Source organism: Vulcanisaeta sp. JCM 16159, assembly GCF_001316265.1.
Taxonomy (GTDB): Archaea; Thermoproteota; Thermoprotei; order Thermoproteales; family Thermocladiaceae; genus Vulcanisaeta.
The window spans coordinates 68,310-89,620 of record NZ_BBDN01000011.1; the positions used below are offsets into that span (position 1 = coordinate 68,310).

Here is a 21,311-nt window from a genome sequence, read left to right on the forward strand (position 1 = left end):
ATTACGTATTACTCATTTGCATTGGCGCTATATATACGGGGAACCAGTCCTCCCTCCTAATCACTATGGTGTTGTAGGCGTAGACGTACCTCATGGCCATGCTTAGGTAGAGTAGTGATGGTAATGATGTGGTTGGTGTCGCATTGCAGTAGTACCAAACGCCCAGCGGCCTCAGTGTGCCGTTTATTGAGGATATGTTCATTGCGAAGTACGTGGGCCCGCTCGGCAATACCGGTATTGGCTCACTAACGTTGCACTTAACCTCACCAACCACCTGCCCAAGTGAGATGAGGTTGAAGCCCGTTATGTTTGTGCTTCCCATCGGGGCCATTTGGAATATGTAAACCCTGAGGATTGGCCTGGATAGGTTCGTTATCAGTGGCACTGCGTATATGACGCCCGAGTCCTGGGTCGTTAGTTGAAACACGCCCTTCTTAACCACGCCGTAGACCACCGCCGTGGCGTTTAGGCCATAGGCAAACCCGGACTTTGTCAGGTTGGCGAGGTTCCCAGGGTAGCCGGTTACGCTTAGCCCTGGGGCTATGATAACGGTATTATTCAGCCCCTGGTAAATCATTAGTATGAAGTATGAGCCGCTGGGTATCTCGCCGCTTATGGTTATGTTCGTCCCAGTCCTCGGTATGTAGATGCTTAGTTCCGTTATTGGGAAGTTGAAGTTATTCACGCCCATTATCACGAGTAGGTTGCTCCCGAAGCCCAGGTAGGCGTTTGCTGTTAGGTTTAGGTAGCCGGTTACTGTGGTTAGTGGTGATGGTATTGAGAGTATTAGGGAGAGGGATGCTATGAATCCCACGAGTATTATCAAGCCACCAAGGGCGTAGGCCGGTATCCCCCTAGCCATAGCCTCGGGTTAATGGCTTAGTTCCAATATAAAATTGCTTCTTCATCATGAGTTTGCGAACATGGACTCACCCCTCTCATTAACAAAGCTAACCCTTATCACGTTGTCGGCTATCGTCTCCAGGGCATCAACATGGGACGTTATTATGACGGTCCTAACACCATTACTGAGGCTCCTAATCCAGTCACCAACCCTACGCCTATGCTCCTCATCGAGGTGCTCGGTTGGCTCATCAAGTATTAATATTGGTATTACGCCCATTACGACCCTGGCAATTGCATACCTAAGCATTAGGGAGACCAGGTTCCTCTCGCCGATCGACAGAGCTTCAATGGGTAGTGAGACCCCGTCATTCCTCCTCACCATCACCTCGTAATCCTCATTAACCTCCATGGATGCGTATGAGGCCTTATGCATCAATTCCTTCATCATCACATTCAACTCCTCATTAACAGAGTCAAGGAATATCCTCCTAACCACGGGCTTAACATCATCAAGGACCTGCTGAAGCCTACTGAGCATGTCAGAGGCGCCAACATACCTATTCAACTCACCCCTAACCCTACCCAACTCCGATTCCCTACTCGTTAACTCGCCCCTCAACTTCTCAATCCTATCCCTAAGTGCGTTAACCCTACCCCTCAACTCCCCAACCTCCCTCATCAACGAGTCCCTCCTCACACTCAACTCCTTAATCCTAGCCCTAACACCCTCAAGCTCCCTAATCCTCCCCTCCAACTCCCTAAGCCTACCCTCAATGCCCAACCTCTCACTACGTATACTCAACAACCTAGACTCATAATCCCTAACCCTCCTCTCAAGCTCATCGGCACTTGCCAATTTACCCCTCAACTCGGCGACTCAACCTTAGCCCTACCCAACTCCTCAAGCTCCCTATTCAACCTACCTAACTCACCCTCAACACCCTCCAACTCCCTCCTCAGTGATTCCTCATCATAACCGCCAATCCTCGATAACTCCTCGACCAATGAATCCCTCCTGCTACGTAATTCCTCAAGAGACGCCCTAATAACGCCCTCCTTACCCAACTCACCCTCAATACCCCTCAACTCACCCTCCAACCTACTCAACTCCTCGGCTTCACCACTAAGCTACCCAACCTACTCACTAACTCCTCCCTCCTCCTCATCAACTCCCTCAACCTAACCTCCCTACTGGCCACTAGCTCCTGCGCCAAGTCCCTACTCAATGGCCTACCACATAATGGGCACCTCTCCACAGAACCGCCCTTTAGAAGGCTCAGTTCCATCTCCACATGCTCAATCTCCGCGTTGATCCTAGCCAGCTCCTCCCTAGCATTGTTAATCTCCACGTCTATTGATGCCTTCCTAGCCAGTTCCCTCCTCAACTCCTCCGCCTTTGCCTTAAGTCCACTAATTCTATCCAGCTCGTCATTCAACTCCTTAATACTCTCATCAATACTCTCCAACTCCCTCCTAATCTCCTCAACCCTCCTCCTATAGTTCTGGGCGAGCGCCAGCCTCGCCTTAACATCATCCCTCCTCCTCATCAATTCCTCAAGCCTGCTCCTCAACTCACCCTCCCTTGAGACCACGGACTCGAGCTCAACGACCCTAGCCCTCAATTGGCTCAGTTGGTTTAGGGATTCTTTCAATGTATTTAACTCATTCATGACCCTACCCTCCTCCTCACTAAGCATGGTCAGTCTCTGTCTCAACTCCGCATACTCACCCTCAAGCCTCTCCAACTCCTCCTCACTACTCATTAACCTACTCAACTCCTCCTCAACAGCCCTAAGCTCCCCCTCCCTCTCGCTCAAGACCCTCTCTGCATCGGAGATCTCGCCCTCCAACCTACTTACTTCCTCCCTCCTACTCCTCAACTCCCGCTCAAGGACCTCGAGCCTACCCCTAAGCCCCTCGGTAATACTAGACACGGACCTAAGCCCCTCCCTAACCACGTCCTGCCTAGCCCTCTCAATGGCATCAAGCTAAGCAGGTATCCAGCTTAAACTCACCCCTCCTACCACTCCTTAGTATCTCCCTAATCTCCCCCTGCCTGACGTAGAGTAGTTCCGAGAATGTCTCAAGGTCTATACCCGTCGTCCTAACCACGAACTGCGTGACCTCCCTATCCCTAGCCGCAACCCTCTTACCACCCTCATCAAGGACGTAGGTCTGCGACTCAAGGGTCTTCTCGGTGCTAAACGCCCTCTGTACCAGGTATCTGCGCCCATCGATACCTATGTACTCTAGGCGAATAATGCGCTTGATGCGCCGCGCCTAACTAAGTCACTAAGCCTATACCTACCCCTAACCCATTCTGAGCCGTACAGCGCCATCGCTATTGCCTCGAGTATGCTCGTCTTACCGGAGCCGTTAGGTCCATGTATGAAGTTAATGCCCTCAGTGATTACGGCCTTACCCCTAATTATTGACCTGAAATTCTCAATCTCAATCTTGGTAATCATGGCGTAGCACCTAACCAATCAGTGATTGATTTACTACCCCTGAGTGGTACGCGACCAGGTTCTCTAGGGTCTTCAAGGCGCCATCCTCATCATCAACCCTAACCCTCTCAATGATTTCCATAACCGCACTCACCAACTCGTCATCGCCCAGCCTCGACTTAAGGGCTTGCCTAATTATCTCATTAATACCACCAAAAACCCTAATCGACCTCTCACCCTCACCAACCCGCCTCTCCAGGTCTAGCCTAACGTCGACCCAAGCCCTACTGAAGAGCTTCCTAAGTTCAATTGCATTGAAGTCCCTTGTCGAGTAACCACCGGCTACCTTGCCCTCAATCTCCAGGATGATCAACGAACCTCTCTGATCCATGTTACTGGCTATGTACGACACGTCACCCTTAACAACGCTGGGCTTAGCCTCCTCATACCTAATCCTCACCCTCACCAATCTCCTGGACACACCAAGCTGGACGTTATTCACCCTAACGCCATTACTACTAACATCAAGTAGTAGAAAGCCCTTCGGGTCGACATCCTTAACCTTCCTTAGTTTTCCGTTGGCGTACTCATAAACCTCGAACTCCCTTGCATCCCAAACCTCGAGGGAGCCTGAATAAACAGCGTTAATCCTCGGGTGCTTAAGCCCATGCTCGTGTATGTGCCCCACAGCGAAGTAATCAATGCCCAACTGAGCCAGTGGCTTCTCGTTAACCATGAAGACATCCACGTTAGGCATTGGGTATATGTACGGCGCACCCTCGATGTATTGGTGAATAACGGCTATGTTAATGCCGTTGCCCCTCAGGGCATTTAGTGAGTTAACTAACTTGTTCTGCATGTCCGTATATACCGTGCCGGCACCAATTAACCTAACGCCACCCAAGTCCACGTAGTCATTGTCCAGGTATTGAATTAGGCCCATCTGGTGAAGGACAGCGAGTGGGTTCTCAATGGGGTTTATGACTGATGAATCGTGATTACCCCTAATGACTATGACTCTGATACCAGACTCCCTAAGCCTTGTTAACCCCCTAATCGCCGTTATGTATATACTGGGCGACGGCCTCTGTGTATCGAAGAAGTCCCCACTAATGATCACTGTGTCCAACCCCCCCTCCTCCCTGAGCCGTATCAACTCATTGACGGCGTTTAGGAATGCCCTGTTATAATCCTCGAGCCTCTCCTCTAGCCCGTACTGGCGATGGCCCAAGTGTATGTCGGCCAATTGCGCAATTAACATTCTAACCAACCTTCAGTAATCCATCCTTAATTGCTTTTGCTGTCAGCGCTATTACGTGTGGGCATGGTTCATACGTAGAGCCACACAACTCGCAACTCCAGGTGTTCTCGCCGAGCCTGACCTCAACATGTGCATCACCAACCCTACCGCTGAGGACTCCCGTGTCCATGTTCACGTCAACAACCTCACTAATTAATGGGGCGGCCTCAAGCACGTTCCTTGCGCTGACCTTGGTGCTCAGGGCCTTTTCGACCAACTCCCTCAACTCCTCAATGCCTAAATTAGCCTGGGTACTCCACGCCCTGCTCAGGTCTATGTCCGAGCCACCGTAATCAAGCACCCTATCCCTAAGCCTAATCACCAGTGGCAGCGGTGTTATTGGGCCCACGACTATTCCCTCACCAACGTCAAGCATGGGTATTAACCTACCCAGCTCCTCATTAAGCACCTCACTGGCGCTGAGTACGGCCATTACGTCCCTCTGATTAACAAGCCTCAGTATTATCTGACTATTGCACTGACTAAGCACGTCTGGGTCAACCTTAGACGGCCTTTGGGTTATCACGACTAGGTAGACGCCGAACTTACGCCCCTCACCAGCTATCCTAGAGATAACGCCAAGACTCAGCGTTGACTTAACGGCCCTGGGCTGGGCGAACCTATGGGCCTCCTCCAGAATGACAACCACGGGGAATGGGTACCTAGGCCCTGGTAGGTTCCTCACGTAATTAACCCTAGCCCTAAACACCCTACTCAGTACGTGGTACACCACGTGATCCTGAACCTCATCACTTAAGCCTGCGAGGTTAATGATGGTTACCGAGCCCGGCCTCAGGACCTTACCAAGTGGTAATGACCAGTGCGTGTAAAGCCCAATCCTCCTGAGTCTCCTTAAATAAACCCTGGTGCTAACAAGTAGTGCCTTCTTGGTCTTATTGTCTATTAAGTCCTCGAGTTCCTTCAACACCTTCTCCGCCTTCCTCCTGCCCTCGTCACTAAGTGATACGTTGAGCTTCTTAAGTATCCTATCAATGCTCGTGTTTGTTCCATACTCAAGAATCTCATTAATGACCTTAATCATTGAGTCCAGGGTACCCAATTGCCTAGCACCGCTGTACTTAACGATGGTCCTGACGAGGGTGTGGACCAGGTATATGACGTACCTAATCTTGGAGGCACCCCTCGGAACACCGGCTACGTCTGCCAGGACCTCTGGCTGAACCTTCATCGTGTTTATCCTATACCTCAAGTCGCCGGTGCCGACCTCGGACGCCGTTATCACTATGACCTTATTGAGGAATTGAGGACCAAGCCTTGAGATGCTGCTCTTTATGTGTACGTATTCACCGTGCGGGTCTATGACGAGCACCGTGGCACCCTTCTTCAGTAGTTCCTCAATGAGTATTACTGAGGACCAGGTCTTCCCGGAGCCCGTGGATGCTATTATGGCCAGGTGCTCCTGAGGCCGTTCATGTCTATGCAGTAGGGTACGCCGGACCTGAGGGAGAGCCTGCCAATGCATAGGGCCCTCTCTGGGTCTACCCTCACGAACTCGCTCACCATGCTAGTATCAGCCAGGTACACGGGCGTGCCCACGGCAGGTGTTGTCCTCGGCATGTATATCTTATCGCCGTACTTATAACCGAGCACCATAACCCTGGCCTGCACAACCTCGACAATGCTGTCCCTGGGCATGTTGTCCAGGACATCGGCTACATAACCATCAGCACCAACCCTATAGGTTCGCGCCTTATCCATAGTACCTGGCCGAGCACGTTGACGTTGACTTCCTTATCATCGACGTAGTCCCTCATGGGTATGTACACGTAGTCATAACGGTTAATGCCGCTGTTTCTCTTTATGGAAATCACGTATACTAACGGACTTTCCACATTGACGATAAACCCAATCTCATTAGTCATGACTAGGCAGGAAACCCACGATGCACTGGGTATTTAACATGTTGCTGACAGGCCTTGAGTAGGCCTAGGCAAAACTTTCACTCTCAGTGTTGATTCCACCAGGACCTAGCCATACACTGTAAATACATCGGTACTGCATTAATGATTCTGAAATTAGATGTGGTAGTAAAATAACTTGATGAGCGCGAGTGTGATGGCGTCTCTATCATTATTCCTTATGGCACTATAAAGCCCGGCAAATAACCTACTAATTATGGGTAATCCCCTCATGCGTATACCAACCATTGCCATAGCCTTAGCAGCCACGTAATTGCCATTAGCCAAGGCATTCAGGACCAGGATGAGGAGGGCGTGCGAACGCAGTGGTGCAATGGCCTGAACCAAAGCCCCAGCGCTAACGCTTTCCTCAACGGCTAGGCACGCCAGCCTACACAGTGAACTTCCACCACATGCGCTATCAACAGTGGTCAGTATAAACACCCAATGCCCTCTTCAGGCTGGCATAAACGTGGCATCTACGTACTCCCTCACCGCACTCACCAACTTCTCAGCCCTCGGCCTACCAACACTCGTCACCCCAAGCCAATTTAGGAATAGTCTAGCGGCCGCGTAGGTAAAGACGTCCTTCGCTATCGACCGTGCAACCCTCATCATTACCTCACTGGCCTTGGCGACATCATTAGTCATGCCCAAGTAAGCCGCGTATTCGATTGCTAAACGAGTGAGTGTGGTAGATTCAGTAAATGCAGGCCCTAGCCTCTCCACAGCCAGCCCATAAACTTCCTCAAACTTCTTACCTGCATTGATAAATTCGTTAATATCCTCAGAAGCCCTAATCAATCTGACCCTAGCGATTAAGCTAGATGCCATGATAAAGCCCCACCAATCTCCAATCCACTAGGTACTCAAGGGTGTCCCTAAAGCCTTGGTGCTTAGACGCCTTAGGAAGTCCATGAGGCTCTCATTACTGATCTCCACGCTTCCCCTCATCCCCTCAACCTTACTGATAAGCCCACCCAATCTATCCGCTGGGTCAACACCACAGTGAGGACCCGCCTCGGTGAGCTTTAGGTGAACGTGGGCCTTAACAAGCGTACTAAGTACCTCACTGTTCAACCCACCTATTGCACCTAGGATGCTCCTAAAGACCTTGCATCTATTTGTCCTCACCCTGAGGGTATTTGCCATAGCCATTAGTAGGAATGCCCTGCCCCAATTACTGAGGTTTCTACGAATCTTCCATAGGCCATCCACATACTGAGCCAACTCACGTAATGCGCCTTCCTGATCCACAACCGCACTGACGTTATGGAGTAATGCAGCCCAATCGTCAAGCGATGAACTCCTCAAACTGATCAACAACCTAACCAACCTAGTTAATGAGCTTGGCCGCTGAATGAGGCGTACCACCCAATTGGCGATTCTGAGAGCCTTGGTCCCAAGTTCATTATTAGCCCTGTAACCATTAAGGCCCACCTTCACGCATATGCCGTAAGCACTACTAAACCAAGTGCGTAAAACCCCTCGGCAAGACCTAGACCCCTATTCCTCTCCCTACCATCCTCGATAACCCTTATGAACTCGCCTAAGTCTCTCTCAACATTGACGCTCCTACCCTTAGCCAGTGCATCAAGTACGGGGCTAGTATACCCCATGACAGGCCCAACCAGCAGTATCTCAGTGAGTGGTGTTATCTCATTATTTACCATCAGTAGTTTCAATGCCACACACTCATTAACCCTACCGGCATCGCTTAGGAACTCTACGGCCGGTCTGACCAGCGGCATCAAGTCATTGGCCGTGCTCCCAAGGTCCCTAATCGCGTATCCACTCCACGCAATGCCGAGTAGTAGTACCAACGTACCCCAGCATTTATCATCCAACCCAGCAAACTCCCTCCTCACCTCACCCCCGTAATACCCAACTATGTACTTAATGGCATCATCCCTAGTGCTTATTCCGAGGTTGACTGTGCCGTGGTTAATCCACGGCCTCAGCACATCCCTCAGGTGTTCGTAGTCCCCGGTAATTCCGCCCATTAATGTGTTGACAATAAGCGTTAGCGCCCTTTCGGTGATTTCATCATGCCTAGTGGCTAGCCAATTAATGGTTTCCTCATTTAATAATACCCGCCCACCTGATATCCAGTGGGTAAGCCTGCCCATGAAGTATGGAGTCATCACATAATAACCGGGCCCGGCGCCACCTCTGCCCTTAAATAACTCCCTAATGATTAGAGCCATGGCCAGTACCTTAACCACTAACCACATCGCCGCCCCATACATTAAGGTAATCGTTAATTTTGCGAATTACTTGCTCTAGATCGACATCACGAGCATCCTTGGGCATAACTTAAATACCAGTGAGGGATTTTAAAAATTATTGAATCATTCGTAAATCATTTTTGTATACTTTCACAATAAAATTGAAAAATAACGAGAAAACAGGGATTAAAGGGTAGGCAGCCACGCAATTAAAGGCCTCGGTAAGGTGCCAGTGAATAGTAATAAGGTTAGCGCGTATACAATATACGTGAACAGGTGGGGTACATTACGACTTAGGTGCCTGAGGTGTGGCTACTTGGGACCTAGTGATGGCCCGCTATGTCCCAGGTGTGGCTTTCCGTTAATTGTTGAGCCTAGGGGCGTCCTTAGGATTGATAGGGAGAAGCCGAGCATCCTTAGGTACGCGTCTGTGCTGAACTACGGCAACAAGGCTGTAACCCTCGGTGAGGGCCTTACGAGGATTAGGAGGGTCAATGGGGTTATGATTAAGGATGAGTCCAGGAACCCAACGGGTTCCTTCATGGACAGGGGTTCCTCGGTTCTAATTAGTAATGTGAGTGGTGAGGTTAAGGTTTTGTTTGAGGAGGACTTCACGTTGTCAATAGCCACCTACGCGAATGCGGCCGGCATTGGCATTAGGGTCTATGTGAATCCCGACCACGTGGGTGCCTATGCGGAGCTCCTTAGGTTATCTACCATGAGTAACGTTACCATCGAGTTTAGTGAGGGTGGGCATGGGGTTGACATAATTTATGGCGAGCCCCTATTCCTTGATGGTGTTAAGACCATTGCCTACGAGCTTTATGAGCAAGTCGGTGAGGTTGAGGGCGTGGTGCTACCCATGGAGAGGGGTTACCTAGCCTGGCGGTTTATGAGGGCTTTAGGGAACTGCGTGAGTGGGGCTTCATTGGTGACCTGCCGAGGCTAATACTCGTTAAGCATAGGGCTGGCCAAATGACGGAAATCAGTGATTGGCTTGTCAAGGCCGCTGGGGCTAGGGTTGTTGATGTTGGTGATGAGGAGACCATAAGGTCAATGATCGAATTAGCGAGGGGTGGGATGTATGTCAAGCCCGTGTCCGCCATGGCCTATGCCGTGGCCTCAATGCTTGGTAAGGATTACGTGGTCGTTATAACGGGTACGGGGGTTAAGGAGTACAGGGTTGGTAGGGAACTCGGTGGTTTAACGAAGCTTCAGGAGGCCATACTCGGGGTTTTGGAGGGTTCGAGGCCACTGACGGCTTATGAAGTTTGGGAGAGGCTGGGTGGCACGGCCACTATTCAGGGGATTTATAAGGCCTTGAATTCATTGGTCAGGCGGGGTCTTGTTACTGTTGATTATGAGGTTTATGGTAATAGGAAGGTTAGGGTTTTTCGTGTATTATCGAATTATAAATAATTAAGGATAATTATTAATAATGAACAAGAAGTTCGCGTGTTTTATGGTGGATAAAAATTATAAATAATAGTTTATATAGAAAGTAGTGATTAGAAATGATGATTGAGAAGTTACCATCGACCTATGCCTCGATACTTAATGCACTTGTTGAGTTGTACATGATGTCTAAAAAGCCGGTTAAGTCTAGGGATATTGCCGAGAAACTCAGTATTAATGAGGGAACCGTCAGGAACTCGATGGTCGCCCTGAGGGCCATGGGCTACATAGAGTCTAAGACCGGGCCCTACGGTGGTTATGTACCCACGCAGAAGGCCCTTGAGTATGTCAAGATGCCTGCGAACACGGTCTTCGCCCTGGACATAGCGCCAATATCAATTAATAAGTTGCCCACGAACCTATACGTGACGGGTATTGAGCTCCTCGACGTCATTAACCCATTCAGTAACAGGGCTTGTTAGGGTTATTGGTGATATGAAGAACATCAGGATTGGCGATAATGTTAGGATTGGCCTACGGCGAATAGTAGGGTGATTATTGAGGGTGTGATTACGGAGAAGAATGAGGGGTTGAGGGAGTTGGTAGTTGCCATTAACAAGTTGATAGCAATACCAAAGGTTAAGGTTGAGACGTTGATGAGTAAGAACGTGATAACCATAAAGCATGATTCATCGCTCAAGGACGCGGCGAAGATATTTGCCGAGAGGAAGATTAGGGCCTTGCCCGTAATTGACGATGAAGGTAGGATTGTTGGTTTAATAACAACCAGCGAAGTATCCAAGGCTTACTACGAGGGTGACCTAAATGCCAGGATTGAGGATTACATGAGGAGGGATGTACCGACAGTTGATAAGGAGGCCGATATTTACGACGCCATGAGATTAATGACCGTTAACAAGATCGGTAGGTTAATAGTGGTTAGCGGCGGTAAGCCCGTGGGCATAATAACCAGGACGGACATATTGCAGTACCTGGCATCACTTGATTAAGTATTTAAAACGCAACACTCGTTAACAAGTATTAGGTCAGTCCACCTCTGTGACATTTGTGAGGAGAAACCCGCAGTGATTAGGTGCAGGGTTTGCGGCAGGCATGTGTGTAGTGACGACTTTGATCACTCAATTAACGCATGTAAGGCCTGCTCAGCAACCCTGTGCCAGGTATGCCGTGAGAGGCTCGCCATCGGGCATTGCGCCAAGTGTGGTAGGTTGGTTTGTAGGAGGGATAGTGTTAGAGTCGGCCTTAGTAGGTACTGCATTGATTGTGCCAGGGAGTTGGGCTTAGTCAGTGAGGTTAAGAATAAATAAGGGGTTCACGCAGTGACTAGGTTGATGAGCGAGAATAAGCCGAGTGAGGGTAAGCCCGCGAGGAAGCTTTTGATACCGAGCTTCCTAACGCCAAGCGGAATCAAGCCTGAGGAAAAGAGGGAGAGGCGTGAGAGGAGGTTGAGGATTAGGCGTAGGGGTGACGTGGATGAGGGTAAGGCTAAGATGAACCCTGAAACAATGAGGGAGTTGGAGATCAGTGGCAAGGTGGAGATTGTATTGGTCGGTGGTGGCTCTAGGGAAAGAAAGTACATATTCACAGTAATACCTAGTGAGGATGTGCCAAAGAACGAGGTTTGGTGCAATGAGGAGGAAATGAAGAAACTAGGTGTTGCAGATAACAGTATTGCAACCGTTAGAGCCCCAAAGGAGGGCGAAGCTGAGCAATAGGTAGTATAAGCTGTTAACCCAACCCTACACTTTATGCATAAGTACCCCCCAGCGCCAACATAGCCAGTACTTCATCCAACACCTTCATTGAGAATCTAAGTAACTCGTCCCTACTCATCGTGAACTTAGGCGTCCTATAAACAAACACCCTATCAGCAATATCCCTATAACGCCCTAACACGAACTTATTTATAAAACGTTCAATCCTTTCATCCCTAACTACGGCTATGCATAGGGTCGCAGTACGGCATGCCCTGAGGAACTCGAAGGCGAAGTCCAAGTCATCATCAAATACACCAAATTGCTTAAAGGCCCTCCGCTTACTCCCAGATGTACACCTAAACCTTATGCCAAGTGAATAATAAACCTGGCCAAGCTCATTACAAACACCACCACCTTCGATCCAGAACATAATCCTAATAGGCTGTGAGGAAACCGAGGAAATATAAAAACCCAACTACGTGAAATAGCGCCATTAAGTGATACGCATTAGTCATAGCATGGCATAGTAATTATTAGTCCATAAATAAGGCATTAGTGGCCCATTATTAATGGGCAGAATCAATGTTGAAGCGCAAAAACCAAGGCCGAAGTAGGGCACCGGGCACCCACGGCACCAACTCGTAAATATGCACGAAGAAATTGTTATTAGGACCCTTTGCCTACTTCCGATTTAGGACATGCCATGTTTAAGGGTTACTTAATTGGCAGTGCTGTGGTTGTTACGGGCATTGATGATGCCAGGAGACTCTACTCAATGGGCTTCTTTGGTAAGTTCATTAATGAGGATAAGGTTAAGCTGAATGAGGTTAATAACGTGAATACACCACTCCAATTATCAATTGTCGAGGCCCTGTACCTGGTGGATAAGGGCCTCCTGGAGGTCTTTGATGAGAATGGCAATAAGCTAACGAGGGATGACCTGGTTAGGGTTGGGCGAAGCACCGTGAATAACTTCGACCAAGTGTACACAATATATAAGGAGCTGAGAGATGGGGGCTTCGTTGTAAAGAGCGGGCTTAAGTTTGGTTCGTTATTCGCGGTTTACGAGAGGGGACCAGGCATTGACCACGCACCAGTCCTACTGCACTTCATAGAGCCTAGGAGAGCCGTGACTGCCCTGGACATAACCAGAGCCGCGAGACTTAGCCACAGCGTTAATAAGAGTTTTGTCCTGGCAACGCAGAGTGAGGCTGATGGTAAGATACACTACATAGCCTTTGAATGGTGGAGAGCATAGTACTTTTCTCATTTATTCCCCAGTGTTTATTGATTACTTTTGTATATTCAATGATATACTTATTAAGTAATGCGTTAGTTAGTGCGCCGATGAGCCTCAGGAGGATATTAGGTCCGCAGGTACTCTTGGTTTCGTCGGCTCAATACTCATGTTAATACCCTACGTAAGCATAGTAGGTGATATACTAGTCCTGATAGCATTGAATAAATTGTCTAGGGCTTATGGGAACAATGCGATTTGGAATAATGCCCTTTACGCGTTGATAACAGCGATAGTCGGTGGTTTAATCCTGGCACTCATACTGGCTGGTACTGCATACTTGGCACTCATTTACATGGGCCCTGGTGAATTAAGTAAGCTGGGCATGGCCGTGGCCATCTTCGTGACCTTCTACATAATTATTTTGATATTTTGATAAGTGGTTTCTTCCTAAGTAGCGCCTATAATGAGTTGGGTAGGTCGAGTAGTGTGGGTGATTTCTTAAATGCGGCGAGATGGTATTGACTTGGCGCAATATTAACGATAGTAATCGCCGGTTTCATACTCTACATAGTGGCTGATGTATACGCTATACTCGGCTATAGTAAATTGAGGGGTTAGTGCCGTCGTATTAATCGCGGAATTATTAATACTGCGATTAAAAACACGGCAATCACCAGTGCAATGCCGTAGTAACCAATCACTGGCGCTTCGACAACGCACACTGCATTAATCGGCACTAGCAATTCCTGGGTTATTCCATAGGCATTTGTCACGCCACTTAATTCCTGAACACCGCATTTAATAACTACTTGCGTGAAGGGCTCGGGTAGACCAAGGGCATCCCTAACGCTGAACTCCCTGTACTCTGCGTTAAGCGCTGCCGTGTCATTCACGCCGTTTATGATTAACGGAGTCCTCAACTCGTAGGTGATTCCATTAATGCTCACGTTGGTTACCTCCTCACCATACCTAACCCATCCCAGGTATGTCGTGCCGACGTAAGCCCCATTAATGGTGTATAGGGTTAACGAGGTGTTGTACTCCCTGATCCAGTTAACGGTGACGGTCACGGGTCTATCCATGAGTAGGATAAGCGTGTTGTTTGTGATGACGTAGCGCGTGGCGTTTGTGGTGAAGCCAGTGAATGCAAGTCTTGTTTCGTTACCTAGGTAAATAATTGTTTTGGGTACGGTAATGTTGACTATACTATCCTCATTATACCAACCACTTAGGTTCGTGAGTTGGTTTGACAAGTCAACAATGTTTAACCTGTAATACTTAATCCATAAGTAGTTAACCACATATGACTGGTTCATTACCAATGTTAACCCTGTGGAATTAACATACTCATTATTAATGAGTAGACCGGCTAACCTAAGTAACGTGTTGTTCCCAAGGTAAACACCCCGCGGGATCGTTATGACTACCCTGGAATTAACGGGTAGTGGTAACTTAATGGAGGCAATGCTCTGGTTATTGAGTAGGTAGCCATTGAGTATGAGAAATGCTAGGTAATCAGCGTTGATTAGGGGCCGAGGTACTCACCACCAGTAGTCACCTCCACGGTACCTGGGGCGATGGCGTAAGCCCTGGCATTAACCACGGTCTCACCGGTATCACTACCCATGCTCCAGGCACTCGGTACCGGCAGCAAATCGCCGCTGGGCCCCTTGTAGTAAAGGGACAGCAGCGCATTTAGTTCATTAACCCTCACCATCGCCCCGTAACCCGGACCCCCAATCACAAACTCGGCATCAATTAGATAACCCAATGGCGAGTACTCTGAGCCGTTCACGACTAGGTACGGGCCACACGACGGGGTCACTAAGAATGTGACATTATCAACAAGCGTATTGACGCCGCCCATTGAGTAGCCAATGAGTACCTGGGGAAAGCCATTAACGGTCTTGTTCGTTATTATTGTCAAGTTCACGGCTAAGGGCATTTCATAAGGTGTCCAGTTACCCATGTATGCGTAGACCTCGTTATTCATTACCGACCCACGCCCAACGATGAATAGTGGATCCATGAATAACTCAGCACTACTCATGTTCCAAACATTAACAAGCGGCGCCATTAAGCCATAGGTAGGGTCAATAATTAGGACATTCTGAACCCAGTAATACTGAGTTTGATTGTTAACCACCATCTCAAGCACAGCATTCAACTGTAGTGAGAAGGAGCCCGGCGGTATTGAGAAATAGTTAGTTAGTGACTGAACGCCAATGCTCAGTATCCTCGCTTCGCCAAGGAACTCATTGGTTATGTATGAATACGGTATGTAACCCACCTGCGAGGGCATCAACCCATAGTCAACAATACCAATTGGCGCATTCGTAATCGGCGTTGAGTAGTTGCGGGCTATCACGAGTATTACTCGGGCCATCGCTGAGCCATTGTTAATAACGACGATGTAATACTCACCGTTGGATAATTCAATGGTGGCGTTGAGTTCCCGCCCATAATACGCAAATAATGGCTTAGCCGTGGCCCCAGACTTCAACCCACTGAAACCCTGACTACTCAGTACAAGCAATAGTACATTGACATTCGACGTTAGGTACATCCCCATTGGCCCGGGGCCATAAGCACTCACTGAGTAGTACGTGCCTGGGGCTATCATCATTAAGTACGTGCCTGAGCCAATCACGTGGTTGTAAATCACGGCGTAACTCATTGGGTATGCGTAAATCCCGTAATTATTGATTAATGGGCTTACCTGGTACGTGGTACCGTTGGGTAGTGCCACAAGTATTGCCAGTAACGTTAATGGGTCCAGCACGTGAGTTGGTTGTCAAGGTCACTTAAAAGGGTGTCTAGCTAATGGAATAACTTAATAGAGTGGGGCATTAACCATTGGGATAAATGGAACTAAGCAATAAACTCGCATTGATTGGTGCCGTAAGATCACTGGGCGGCTCGCTTCTGTGGTCGTTCACCGGATTCGCCCTATTTCAATACTACAAACTACCCCTCACTCTAGTCTCCCTATTCTACGTGGCCCAGGCCGTGGTTAGTTCAATAGCCTTCATAATCGGTGGCTACCTAGCAGACTTCCTCGGTAGGGTCCAGACAATGGTCATTTCGGCGGTGGCGTCGTCAATAGCCCTACTCATCGCCTACGCAGTTAATAAGCCACTCATTGTCGTTTTAATGGTACTCACCCAATCATTTTTCAACAACGCCTATGGTGTGGCTAATACGTCAATCGTCGGCGACTACGCTAGGGGATTCACGTCACTTGTTAAGTACTTCAGCAGACTTAGGGTGGGGGTTAATGCCGGGTGGGCAGTGGGACCAGCCATTGGTGGTCTACTCTATGAGATCTATGGCTTTAGAATGCTCATGCTCCTCGGCTCGGTAATACCATTGGCGGCATTACCACTATTAATGACTCTGCCAGAGCCCAGTTACACGGTTGAGGCCGGGTTGACATTCCACGTGAACAGGGCATTCGCGATGTTCCTAATACCGTCCTTCCTAACATTCCTGGTAATGGGCCAATTAGGCTTCCCGCTACTAACATACTACAACATGCATGACGGCCTAACCACCTTCCAGGTTGGTCTGCTGTACATGGAGAATGGATTACTGGTGGTCTTCCTCCAGGACTTTATCGGCAGGTATTTAAGGAGACCGAGCCTGATATCACTTGGCATGGTCATATACGGAGTGAGTTACCTGGCTGTGGCCTTCATACCGGGCTTTACCTGGGCCGTGTTGGACATGTTCTTCATAACGCTTGCCGAGATGGTCGTCTCGCCGCTATCGCAGAGCATAGCCAATGCCCTGGCGGACCCAGGTCCCGGGGTAGTACATGGGCCTATACTCACTTATTACCGGCTTGGGCAGGACCATGGCGTCATCAATCTCCGGCGTACTCCTGACCTACACAATCAAGCAACCACTCACGCTGTGGGGCTTTGTATTCGCGGTGGCCATATCATCATCGGGCCTCTACTCAATCATTATTAAGGATACCCTGGTGATTTCCCGGAGGGCGTAACACTCATTAAGAACGCCTATACTCACTGCAACGTGGGCGGTAAGGATGGCTTGTGGCCTGGACTTTACATAATGGCTGCGGCGGCGCTTTGGTCAACAATAGGCGTGTCCAGCGTATATAGCAGGAACCCAATTATGCTTGGTCTCTTTAGGTCCTTATTCGCGTCCCTGGTCTCATTATTTATACGGAGAGTCCTTAATAGGGCCTCCGTATTAACGGGCATAGCCTCGGTGTATTATTCTCAGCGTATCCGCTGGCGGCCGTAACGGCCGGCGTGGGCCTCGCAGCCTTCTTGCTCTACACGGCGCCCCTATGGACGACGCTGGTGGCCCTTGGCATGGGTGAGAAACCCAGTAAGCGTGGTGTTGTCGGCGTCTCGCTGGTGATAATCGCAATTACATTAATTGGTGCTCAAGCGACCAAGGGTTCGATAAGCCTCATTGGCGTGCTTCTGGGCCTGCTCTCGGGCATCTCCTATGGCTCATACATAGCCCTAGCCAGGAGGTTTGCCAGGGTGGGTAATGAGGTTGATGTTTCCTGGGGCGCAATACCATATACCTTAATAATCACAGCACCAACAGCCATAACCTACTCAATAATTACAGATTCATGGGGGTCAATAGTTAATCCGGCCCTGTGGGGTGTTTACCTGGGCATTGTGACCACCGTGATACCCTATAGACTCTTCGCAATAGGTGTGTCTAGGGTAAGGGCTTCGACGGCCTCGGTCATAGCCACCGTGGAGCCTGTACTGGCTGCCATTTGGGGCTTCCTACTCTTTGGGCAGGTGCCCACGGCATTGACGCTGGTGGCCTACGCCCTAATAATAACCGCGTCGACGATAGTGTACTTCGAGGGGGCCTGATGGGTTTTTATGAGGATGGGCAGAGCAGTTTTAGTAATTGGGCGTTTGCGTGTAAGTGCATTATTGATGGTAGTACGAATATTGCGAGCATTAGGTTTATGAATACCACGGCCGTTATGAATACGTAGAGCCAATCCCTCTCCATGGCGAAGGAGGCGATGCCAAGGGCTACCCTGAGCACCGGTGTTGCTATTAGGACCATGAGACCAAGTATTATGAATGAGAGTGGATCAAGGTTGGGAAGCCTGGATAGGGCGTATGCCGGCGGTATTACTGTGGTGTTTATTGGGGATGTTGGGCTCATGATCAGGGCTTCGCCGCACCCAAGGGCCTCGCCCTTAACGTGGAATAGGGCAACGCCAATTAATATTAGGGCTATGCTTATTATCACGCCATACCTAAGGGTTAAACCGATCACGTAGTCCATATCCCACTTAGGCATTCCCACCACCCCTGGCTGCAGTCCTCTTCTCGTTCTTAGCCATTAACACGCCATAGCGGTAGTAGAGTATCGTCATCACTATCGCCGTGAATATTATACTTAACAGGTACTGGGTCGCCACGGTTATCGTTATTATGCGATCCAGGTACAGACCCTTCAGCAGCATCTCCATGCCGAGGAAGGCAAGTATTGCCAGGAATACCCACCTAACCTGCTTATTCGTAATCCTCACCAGTATCTTCGTACCGGACATAGCCCCTATCAGGACACCTATTGCCGTCACCGCAGCCATCATTGGCTGTATATAACCGAAGTACCAGTACAGGGCGCTACCCGTGGCGGCGGTTACTCCTATCATGAAGTTGCTTGTTGTTGTGCTCACCTTCATGGGTAAGTTCATGGCCCAGTCCATCCCAAGGACCTTAAGGGCGCCACTACCAATACCCAACAAACCACTAATAAAACCCGCGAAGAACATTATTAATTCACCGAGCCACCAACGAACACCCCAGTACTTAACCTCCATCTTAAGGGCATCATCGTAGTAACTACCATATAGCTTAAACACCCTCGTGGTCCAATCAGGCTTTCTTGGGTCCGGTATTTCGTACTTACCCCTCTGGGCTGTCGGTATTATTGAGGTCAATATGACTATACCGAATACTACGTATACAATCCAGGCAAGTCCGTGTGTGTATACGTAGTTAGCAGTTAGTGAGCCGACTATTGAGCCTGTCGTCGTGGCTATCTCGAGACCCATTCCAATCCTTACGTTGGTTATCCTATCCCTAATGTAGGCACTGGCTGCGCCGCTCGAAGTGGCTATTGTGGATATTAACGATGCACCAGCGGCGTAGGCAATCGGTATGCCCAGGAACAAAGTGAGAAGCGGCACAAGGACTGTTCCGCCTCCTAACCCTGTTAATGACCCGAGCAGCCCAGCAATTATGCTAAATACAAGTAACTCTATACAACAAATTATTGTTCTAAGTAGGACCATGGCTACCTAGCTTGATTAGCATGACCTTAAAAAAACTAACTTGCCCCGAGGGACTTGTTGTGTATTCTACGTGCGTTATTAAGGAATTTTCAAATCTAAAACATTAACTAGGTTCATGCCTTATAAACCTCCATATTCCTATTATTTTACTTAAGTAAAATGAAATGCCGCTAAGCCATATTACCCAATTTCCCATGAACCTCAGGAATTACGTCATACAACTTCTCAATCAATTCCACCTCATTAACACCGATTAATCCACCATCCCTCACCACAAACCTCCCACCAACAATCACATCATTAACACTATGGCCATTAAGCAATGACACCACGGACTCCACTGGGTCGTATATAGGCAATGCCCTGACATCATCCAGCCTAAGCGTTATTAGGTCGGCCTTGAAGCCCTCATTAATCACGCCCACGTTATCCCCAACCAACAGTCCACCCCAGCCCGTGAGTGCCCTGAGCATTGTTACTGAGTTGAAGGAGGACTTATCATAGGTCAGGCCAACCGTCAATGCCTTACCCACGGTCCTGGCAACCTTAACCTCATGAAGAATGTCGAGACTTGTGAATGCACCACCATCACTACCAAAACCAAACAACACATCGTCAAGCATTGGCAACCAATGCTGACCCATTACCAGGGAGTCAACCGTTGGGCACCAAGCAATCCCTAACCCCCTATCCCTAACAATGGCTCTCTCCCTATTTGATAGGTAAACCGCATGCGCAATAACCGTGGGCCTGATCGACGTCAGACCCAACCTATCAAAGACCTCAAGTGGCCTGGCGCCGTACCTAGTGAGTGCGTGGTCGACTTCACCCTGGTACTCGCAAGGTGGTAAGTTATGCCAAGCCCTTTACTCAAACATAGGTCCTTTAACTTAAGGAGTAGGTCCTCGGTAACCATCATTATCTGCCTAATTGAGCACCAAACCCTGACCCTATCACCGACCTCGGGCAATAGTTCCTCAGTCTTATGCACGACTTCCTCAGCATCAATTACCTCATCACTACGTATATTGAAGGTTGATGGCGTGACCACGCCCCTAACCCCAACCTCATTAATAGCCTTAATCAACTCCCTAGTCTCGGCGCGCCTGCCTCTATGAAGTATGTAATGCCGTTCTTAGCCATGGCAGCGACACTCACTAGGGATGATAAGCGTGCTAAGTCATCGGTTAGTAAATCCTCAAAGGGTATTAGGAGCTTAACCCATATTGGAGGTAATGCAAGCCTCTCGTCATTAATGAACGACCTAAGCAACACTTGCTGGGTGTGAGTGTGGGCATCGATGAGGCCTGGCATCAGTATGTGCCTACCCCTATCAATGACCTCCTCACCCCTATACTGACTGAGTACCTCGCTCGCCTTACCCACGGCCTTAATTAAGCCGTTATCCACGGCTACGGCCCCATCCTCAATAACCATTGGGTTTGACATTGTTATTACGTACCTAGCCCTAATGATTAGGTCTACCCGCTCCATAAATAATCACTCTGGCGGAATCTCGACATACGCCACGGAAATATCCATGCCATACCTCCTCAGGTATATGGACCTAGCCACTAGGTAGGCGATGACTCCTAGTACGAAGGCGCCGATTATTACGCCGTAGGCGAGTGGGTTACCGCCCCAGATCTGCGGGTAGGCTAGGAATTCGTAGTCCAGGTAAATGAACACTAGGAATTGAAGAATGCCAGCGGTAATAAGTGCCGCCCTAGCCCTGCCACTCAATTCATTATTTTTCCTGAGCGCTATTATTACCGCGGCAATACCTACGAATGCCAGGTACGTTAATGGTCCGACCTCGGTACCGTAGAGCGCCGTGAACGTTCCATAAAACAACCCAGTAACTGTGATGAGGCTGAGGTAACGATTAAGTCAAATAAATGAGCA

At 49.0% G+C, this 21,311-nt stretch carries 34 protein-coding genes; 11 read left to right on the plus strand and 23 right to left on the minus strand.

The window, feature by feature from the left end:
- Position 1 precedes the first annotated feature (1 nt).
- The 14 genes from JCM16159_RS10765 to JCM16159_RS10815 all read right to left on the minus strand — a co-directional run bounded on the left by JCM16159_RS10765 (position 2) and on the right by JCM16159_RS10815 (position 8,737).
- A complete protein-coding gene (locus JCM16159_RS10765; protein WP_054857822.1) occupies positions 2–862 on the minus strand; it encodes a hypothetical protein in 861 nt (286 codons plus the stop codon).
- 45 nt (positions 863–907) lie between these two features.
- Positions 908–1,714: an ATP-binding protein gene (locus JCM16159_RS10770; RefSeq protein WP_054857823.1), complete on the minus strand. Its 807-nt coding sequence runs from the start codon at positions 1,712–1,714 to the stop codon at positions 908–910.
- Positions 1,711–1,953 (minus strand): hypothetical protein, encoded by a 243-nt coding sequence (locus JCM16159_RS10775; RefSeq protein WP_054857824.1) that lies wholly within the window; start codon positions 1,951–1,953, stop codon positions 1,711–1,713. The genes JCM16159_RS10770 and JCM16159_RS10775 overlap by 4 nt, the downstream gene beginning before the upstream one ends.
- Complete coding sequence (locus JCM16159_RS10780) at positions 1,950–2,804, minus strand: hypothetical protein (protein WP_054857825.1); 855 nt, start codon at positions 2,802–2,804, stop codon at positions 1,950–1,952. The genes JCM16159_RS10775 and JCM16159_RS10780 overlap by 4 nt, the downstream gene beginning before the upstream one ends.
- A 25-nt stretch (positions 2,805–2,829) precedes the next feature.
- Positions 2,830–2,958, minus strand: a complete 129-nt coding sequence (locus JCM16159_RS19445; RefSeq protein WP_367834472.1) for a hypothetical protein — start codon at positions 2,956–2,958, stop codon at positions 2,830–2,832.
- A gap of 137 nt (positions 2,959–3,095) precedes the next feature.
- Complete coding sequence (locus JCM16159_RS10785; RefSeq protein WP_054857826.1) at positions 3,096–3,314, minus strand: AAA family ATPase; 219 nt, start codon at positions 3,312–3,314, stop codon at positions 3,096–3,098.
- Between the two features lie 10 nt (positions 3,315–3,324).
- Complete coding sequence (locus tag JCM16159_RS10790) at positions 3,325–4,554, minus strand: DNA repair exonuclease (protein WP_243666679.1); 1,230 nt, start codon at positions 4,552–4,554, stop codon at positions 3,325–3,327.
- Position 4,555: 1 nt separating this feature from the next.
- Entirely contained in the window at positions 4,556–6,076 is a 1,521-nt protein-coding gene (locus JCM16159_RS10795) for an ATP-binding protein (RefSeq protein ID WP_243666680.1), read from the minus strand.
- Complete coding sequence (locus JCM16159_RS17240; protein ID WP_243666681.1) at positions 5,998–6,312, minus strand: hypothetical protein; 315 nt, start codon at positions 6,310–6,312, stop codon at positions 5,998–6,000. The genes JCM16159_RS10795 and JCM16159_RS17240 overlap by 79 nt, the downstream gene beginning before the upstream one ends.
- A complete protein-coding gene (locus JCM16159_RS17245; RefSeq protein ID WP_243666682.1) occupies positions 6,267–6,476 on the minus strand; it encodes a hypothetical protein in 210 nt (69 codons plus the stop codon). Before JCM16159_RS17245 ends, JCM16159_RS17240 begins: the two co-directional genes overlap by 46 nt.
- A 153-nt stretch (positions 6,477–6,629) precedes the next feature.
- On the minus strand, positions 6,630–6,956 hold the full coding sequence (locus tag JCM16159_RS10800) for a hypothetical protein (RefSeq protein WP_054857827.1): 327 nt from the start codon (positions 6,954–6,956) through the stop codon (positions 6,630–6,632).
- Between the two features lie 12 nt (positions 6,957–6,968).
- Positions 6,969–7,346, minus strand: a complete 378-nt coding sequence (locus tag JCM16159_RS10805; protein WP_243666683.1) for a hypothetical protein — start codon at positions 7,344–7,346, stop codon at positions 6,969–6,971.
- A gap of 27 nt (positions 7,347–7,373) precedes the next feature.
- Positions 7,374–7,952, minus strand: a complete 579-nt coding sequence (locus JCM16159_RS10810) for a hypothetical protein (protein WP_054857829.1) — start codon at positions 7,950–7,952, stop codon at positions 7,374–7,376.
- A gap of 2 nt (positions 7,953–7,954) precedes the next feature.
- A complete protein-coding gene (locus JCM16159_RS10815) occupies positions 7,955–8,737 on the minus strand; it encodes a hypothetical protein (RefSeq protein ID WP_054857830.1) in 783 nt (260 codons plus the stop codon).
- Between the two features lie 235 nt (positions 8,738–8,972).
- Between JCM16159_RS10815 and JCM16159_RS17250 the strand changes: the two genes are divergently transcribed.
- From JCM16159_RS17250 to JCM16159_RS10835, 6 genes are all read left to right on the plus strand, one after another.
- Complete coding sequence (locus JCM16159_RS17250) at positions 8,973–9,689, plus strand: pyridoxal-phosphate dependent enzyme (protein WP_243666684.1); 717 nt, start codon at positions 8,973–8,975, stop codon at positions 9,687–9,689.
- A 26-nt stretch (positions 9,690–9,715) separates the two neighbouring features.
- Positions 9,716–10,159 (plus strand): hypothetical protein, encoded by a 444-nt coding sequence (locus JCM16159_RS17255; protein WP_243666685.1) that lies wholly within the window; start codon positions 9,716–9,718, stop codon positions 10,157–10,159.
- A 95-nt stretch (positions 10,160–10,254) separates the two neighbouring features.
- Positions 10,255–10,617, plus strand: coding sequence for an Rrf2 family transcriptional regulator (locus tag JCM16159_RS17260; protein ID WP_243666686.1), 363 nt, complete (start codon positions 10,255–10,257; stop codon positions 10,615–10,617).
- 69 nt (positions 10,618–10,686) lie between these two features.
- A complete protein-coding gene (locus tag JCM16159_RS17265; RefSeq protein ID WP_243666687.1) occupies positions 10,687–11,145 on the plus strand; it encodes a CBS domain-containing protein in 459 nt (152 codons plus the stop codon).
- A gap of 75 nt (positions 11,146–11,220) precedes the next feature.
- Positions 11,221–11,463, plus strand: coding sequence for a hypothetical protein (locus JCM16159_RS10830; protein ID WP_243666688.1), 243 nt, complete (start codon positions 11,221–11,223; stop codon positions 11,461–11,463).
- 24 nt (positions 11,464–11,487) lie between these two features.
- A complete protein-coding gene (locus JCM16159_RS10835; RefSeq protein WP_054857838.1) occupies positions 11,488–11,871 on the plus strand; it encodes a hypothetical protein in 384 nt (127 codons plus the stop codon).
- Positions 11,872–11,902: 31 nt separating this feature from the next.
- On the opposite strand, the gene JCM16159_RS10840 is transcribed toward JCM16159_RS10835, so the two are convergent.
- Positions 11,903–12,283, minus strand: a complete 381-nt coding sequence (locus tag JCM16159_RS10840; protein WP_054857832.1) for a hypothetical protein — start codon at positions 12,281–12,283, stop codon at positions 11,903–11,905.
- A gap of 273 nt (positions 12,284–12,556) precedes the next feature.
- Here JCM16159_RS10840 and endA point away from each other — a divergent pair, with 273 nt between their 5' ends.
- Both endA and JCM16159_RS17270 read left to right on the plus strand, forming a co-directional pair.
- Positions 12,557–13,111 carry a tRNA-intron lyase gene (gene endA, locus JCM16159_RS10845; protein ID WP_054857833.1) on the plus strand — a complete coding sequence of 185 codons (555 nt, stop codon included), beginning with the start codon at positions 12,557–12,559 and terminating at the stop codon, positions 13,109–13,111.
- 148 nt (positions 13,112–13,259) lie between these two features.
- On the plus strand, positions 13,260–13,526 hold the full coding sequence (locus tag JCM16159_RS17270) for a DUF996 domain-containing protein (RefSeq protein WP_243666689.1): 267 nt from the start codon (positions 13,260–13,262) through the stop codon (positions 13,524–13,526).
- A 181-nt stretch (positions 13,527–13,707) separates the two neighbouring features.
- Here JCM16159_RS17270 and JCM16159_RS17275 read toward each other — a convergent pair whose 3' ends face one another.
- The gene (locus JCM16159_RS17275; protein ID WP_243666690.1) at positions 13,708–14,394 is read right to left on the minus strand and encodes a hypothetical protein; all 687 of its coding nucleotides are present in this window, start codon (positions 14,392–14,394) and stop codon (positions 13,708–13,710) included.
- 224 nt (positions 14,395–14,618) lie between these two features.
- The gene (locus tag JCM16159_RS17280) at positions 14,619–15,875 is read right to left on the minus strand and encodes a thermopsin (RefSeq protein ID WP_243666691.1); all 1,257 of its coding nucleotides are present in this window, start codon (positions 15,873–15,875) and stop codon (positions 14,619–14,621) included.
- 83 nt (positions 15,876–15,958) lie between these two features.
- On the opposite strand from JCM16159_RS17280, the gene JCM16159_RS10860 reads away from it, so the two are divergent.
- From JCM16159_RS10860 to JCM16159_RS10865, 3 genes are all read left to right on the plus strand, one after another.
- A complete protein-coding gene (locus JCM16159_RS10860; protein WP_243666692.1) occupies positions 15,959–17,068 on the plus strand; it encodes an MFS transporter in 1,110 nt (369 codons plus the stop codon).
- A gap of 63 nt (positions 17,069–17,131) precedes the next feature.
- On the plus strand, positions 17,132–17,365 hold the full coding sequence (locus JCM16159_RS17285; protein WP_243666693.1) for a hypothetical protein: 234 nt from the start codon (positions 17,132–17,134) through the stop codon (positions 17,363–17,365).
- Between the two features lie 8 nt (positions 17,366–17,373).
- Positions 17,374–17,964 carry an EamA family transporter gene (locus JCM16159_RS10865; RefSeq protein ID WP_243666694.1) on the plus strand — a complete coding sequence of 197 codons (591 nt, stop codon included), beginning with the start codon at positions 17,374–17,376 and terminating at the stop codon, positions 17,962–17,964.
- Between the two features lie 7 nt (positions 17,965–17,971).
- Here JCM16159_RS10865 and JCM16159_RS10870 read toward each other — a convergent pair whose 3' ends face one another.
- The 6 genes from JCM16159_RS10870 to JCM16159_RS10885 form a co-directional block, all read right to left on the minus strand.
- Positions 17,972–18,406, minus strand: a complete 435-nt coding sequence (locus JCM16159_RS10870) for a DUF1634 domain-containing protein (RefSeq protein WP_054857839.1) — start codon at positions 18,404–18,406, stop codon at positions 17,972–17,974.
- The gene (locus tag JCM16159_RS10875; protein WP_054857834.1) at positions 18,399–19,406 is read right to left on the minus strand and encodes a sulfite exporter TauE/SafE family protein; all 1,008 of its coding nucleotides are present in this window, start codon (positions 19,404–19,406) and stop codon (positions 18,399–18,401) included. Before JCM16159_RS10875 ends, JCM16159_RS10870 begins: the two co-directional genes overlap by 8 nt.
- A 170-nt stretch (positions 19,407–19,576) precedes the next feature.
- Positions 19,577–20,176 carry an amidohydrolase family protein gene (locus JCM16159_RS17290; protein WP_243666695.1) on the minus strand — a complete coding sequence of 200 codons (600 nt, stop codon included), beginning with the start codon at positions 20,174–20,176 and terminating at the stop codon, positions 19,577–19,579.
- Complete coding sequence (locus JCM16159_RS17295; RefSeq protein WP_243666696.1) at positions 20,167–20,493, minus strand: hypothetical protein; 327 nt, start codon at positions 20,491–20,493, stop codon at positions 20,167–20,169. Before JCM16159_RS17295 ends, JCM16159_RS17290 begins: the two co-directional genes overlap by 10 nt.
- Positions 20,490–20,900, minus strand: coding sequence for an amidohydrolase family protein (locus JCM16159_RS17300; protein WP_243666697.1), 411 nt, complete (start codon positions 20,898–20,900; stop codon positions 20,490–20,492). The genes JCM16159_RS17295 and JCM16159_RS17300 overlap by 4 nt, the downstream gene beginning before the upstream one ends.
- A 6-nt stretch (positions 20,901–20,906) precedes the next feature.
- Positions 20,907–21,260 carry a hypothetical protein gene (locus JCM16159_RS10885; protein WP_054857835.1) on the minus strand — a complete coding sequence of 118 codons (354 nt, stop codon included), beginning with the start codon at positions 21,258–21,260 and terminating at the stop codon, positions 20,907–20,909.
- Positions 21,261–21,311: the final 51 nt, after the last annotated feature.

Excerpts from the sequence above, each read along its gene's own strand:
- JCM16159_RS10840 (WP_054857832.1), bottom strand. The coding sequence starts at position 12,283 with ATGTTCTGGATCGAAGGTGGTGGTGTTTGTAATGAGCTTGGCCAGGTT.
- JCM16159_RS17240 (WP_243666681.1), bottom strand. The coding sequence starts at position 6,312 with ATGGATAAGGCGCGAACCTATAGGGTTGGTGCTGATGGTTATGTAGCC.
- JCM16159_RS10875 (WP_054857834.1), bottom strand. The coding sequence starts at position 19,406 with ATGGTCCTACTTAGAACAATAATTTGTTGTATAGAGTTACTTGTATTT.
- JCM16159_RS17255 (WP_243666685.1), top strand. The coding sequence starts at position 9,716 with ATGACGGAAATCAGTGATTGGCTTGTCAAGGCCGCTGGGGCTAGGGTT.
- JCM16159_RS10790 (WP_243666679.1), bottom strand. The coding sequence starts at position 4,554 with ATGTTAATTGCGCAATTGGCCGACATACACTTGGGCCATCGCCAGTAC.
- JCM16159_RS17270 (WP_243666689.1), top strand. The coding sequence starts at position 13,260 with ATGTTAATACCCTACGTAAGCATAGTAGGTGATATACTAGTCCTGATA.
- JCM16159_RS10860 (WP_243666692.1), top strand. The coding sequence starts at position 15,959 with ATGGAACTAAGCAATAAACTCGCATTGATTGGTGCCGTAAGATCACTG.
- JCM16159_RS10870 (WP_054857839.1), bottom strand. The coding sequence starts at position 18,406 with ATGCCTAAGTGGGATATGGACTACGTGATCGGTTTAACCCTTAGGTAT.
- JCM16159_RS10785 (WP_054857826.1), bottom strand. The coding sequence starts at position 3,314 with ATGATTACCAAGATTGAGATTGAGAATTTCAGGTCAATAATTAGGGGT.
- JCM16159_RS10805 (WP_243666683.1), bottom strand. The coding sequence starts at position 7,346 with ATGGCATCTAGCTTAATCGCTAGGGTCAGATTGATTAGGGCTTCTGAG.
- JCM16159_RS10835 (WP_054857838.1), top strand. The coding sequence starts at position 11,488 with ATGAGCGAGAATAAGCCGAGTGAGGGTAAGCCCGCGAGGAAGCTTTTG.
- JCM16159_RS10765 (WP_054857822.1), bottom strand. The coding sequence starts at position 862 with ATGGCTAGGGGGATACCGGCCTACGCCCTTGGTGGCTTGATAATACTC.
- endA (WP_054857833.1), top strand. The coding sequence starts at position 12,557 with ATGTTTAAGGGTTACTTAATTGGCAGTGCTGTGGTTGTTACGGGCATT.
- JCM16159_RS17245 (WP_243666682.1), bottom strand. The coding sequence starts at position 6,476 with ATGACTAATGAGATTGGGTTTATCGTCAATGTGGAAAGTCCGTTAGTA.
- JCM16159_RS17260 (WP_243666686.1), top strand. The coding sequence starts at position 10,255 with ATGATGATTGAGAAGTTACCATCGACCTATGCCTCGATACTTAATGCA.
- JCM16159_RS10795 (WP_243666680.1), bottom strand. The coding sequence starts at position 6,076 with ATGCATTGGCAGGCTCTCCCTCAGGTCCGGCGTACCCTACTGCATAGA.
- JCM16159_RS17300 (WP_243666697.1), bottom strand. The coding sequence starts at position 20,900 with ATGGAGCGGGTAGACCTAATCATTAGGGCTAGGTACGTAATAACAATG.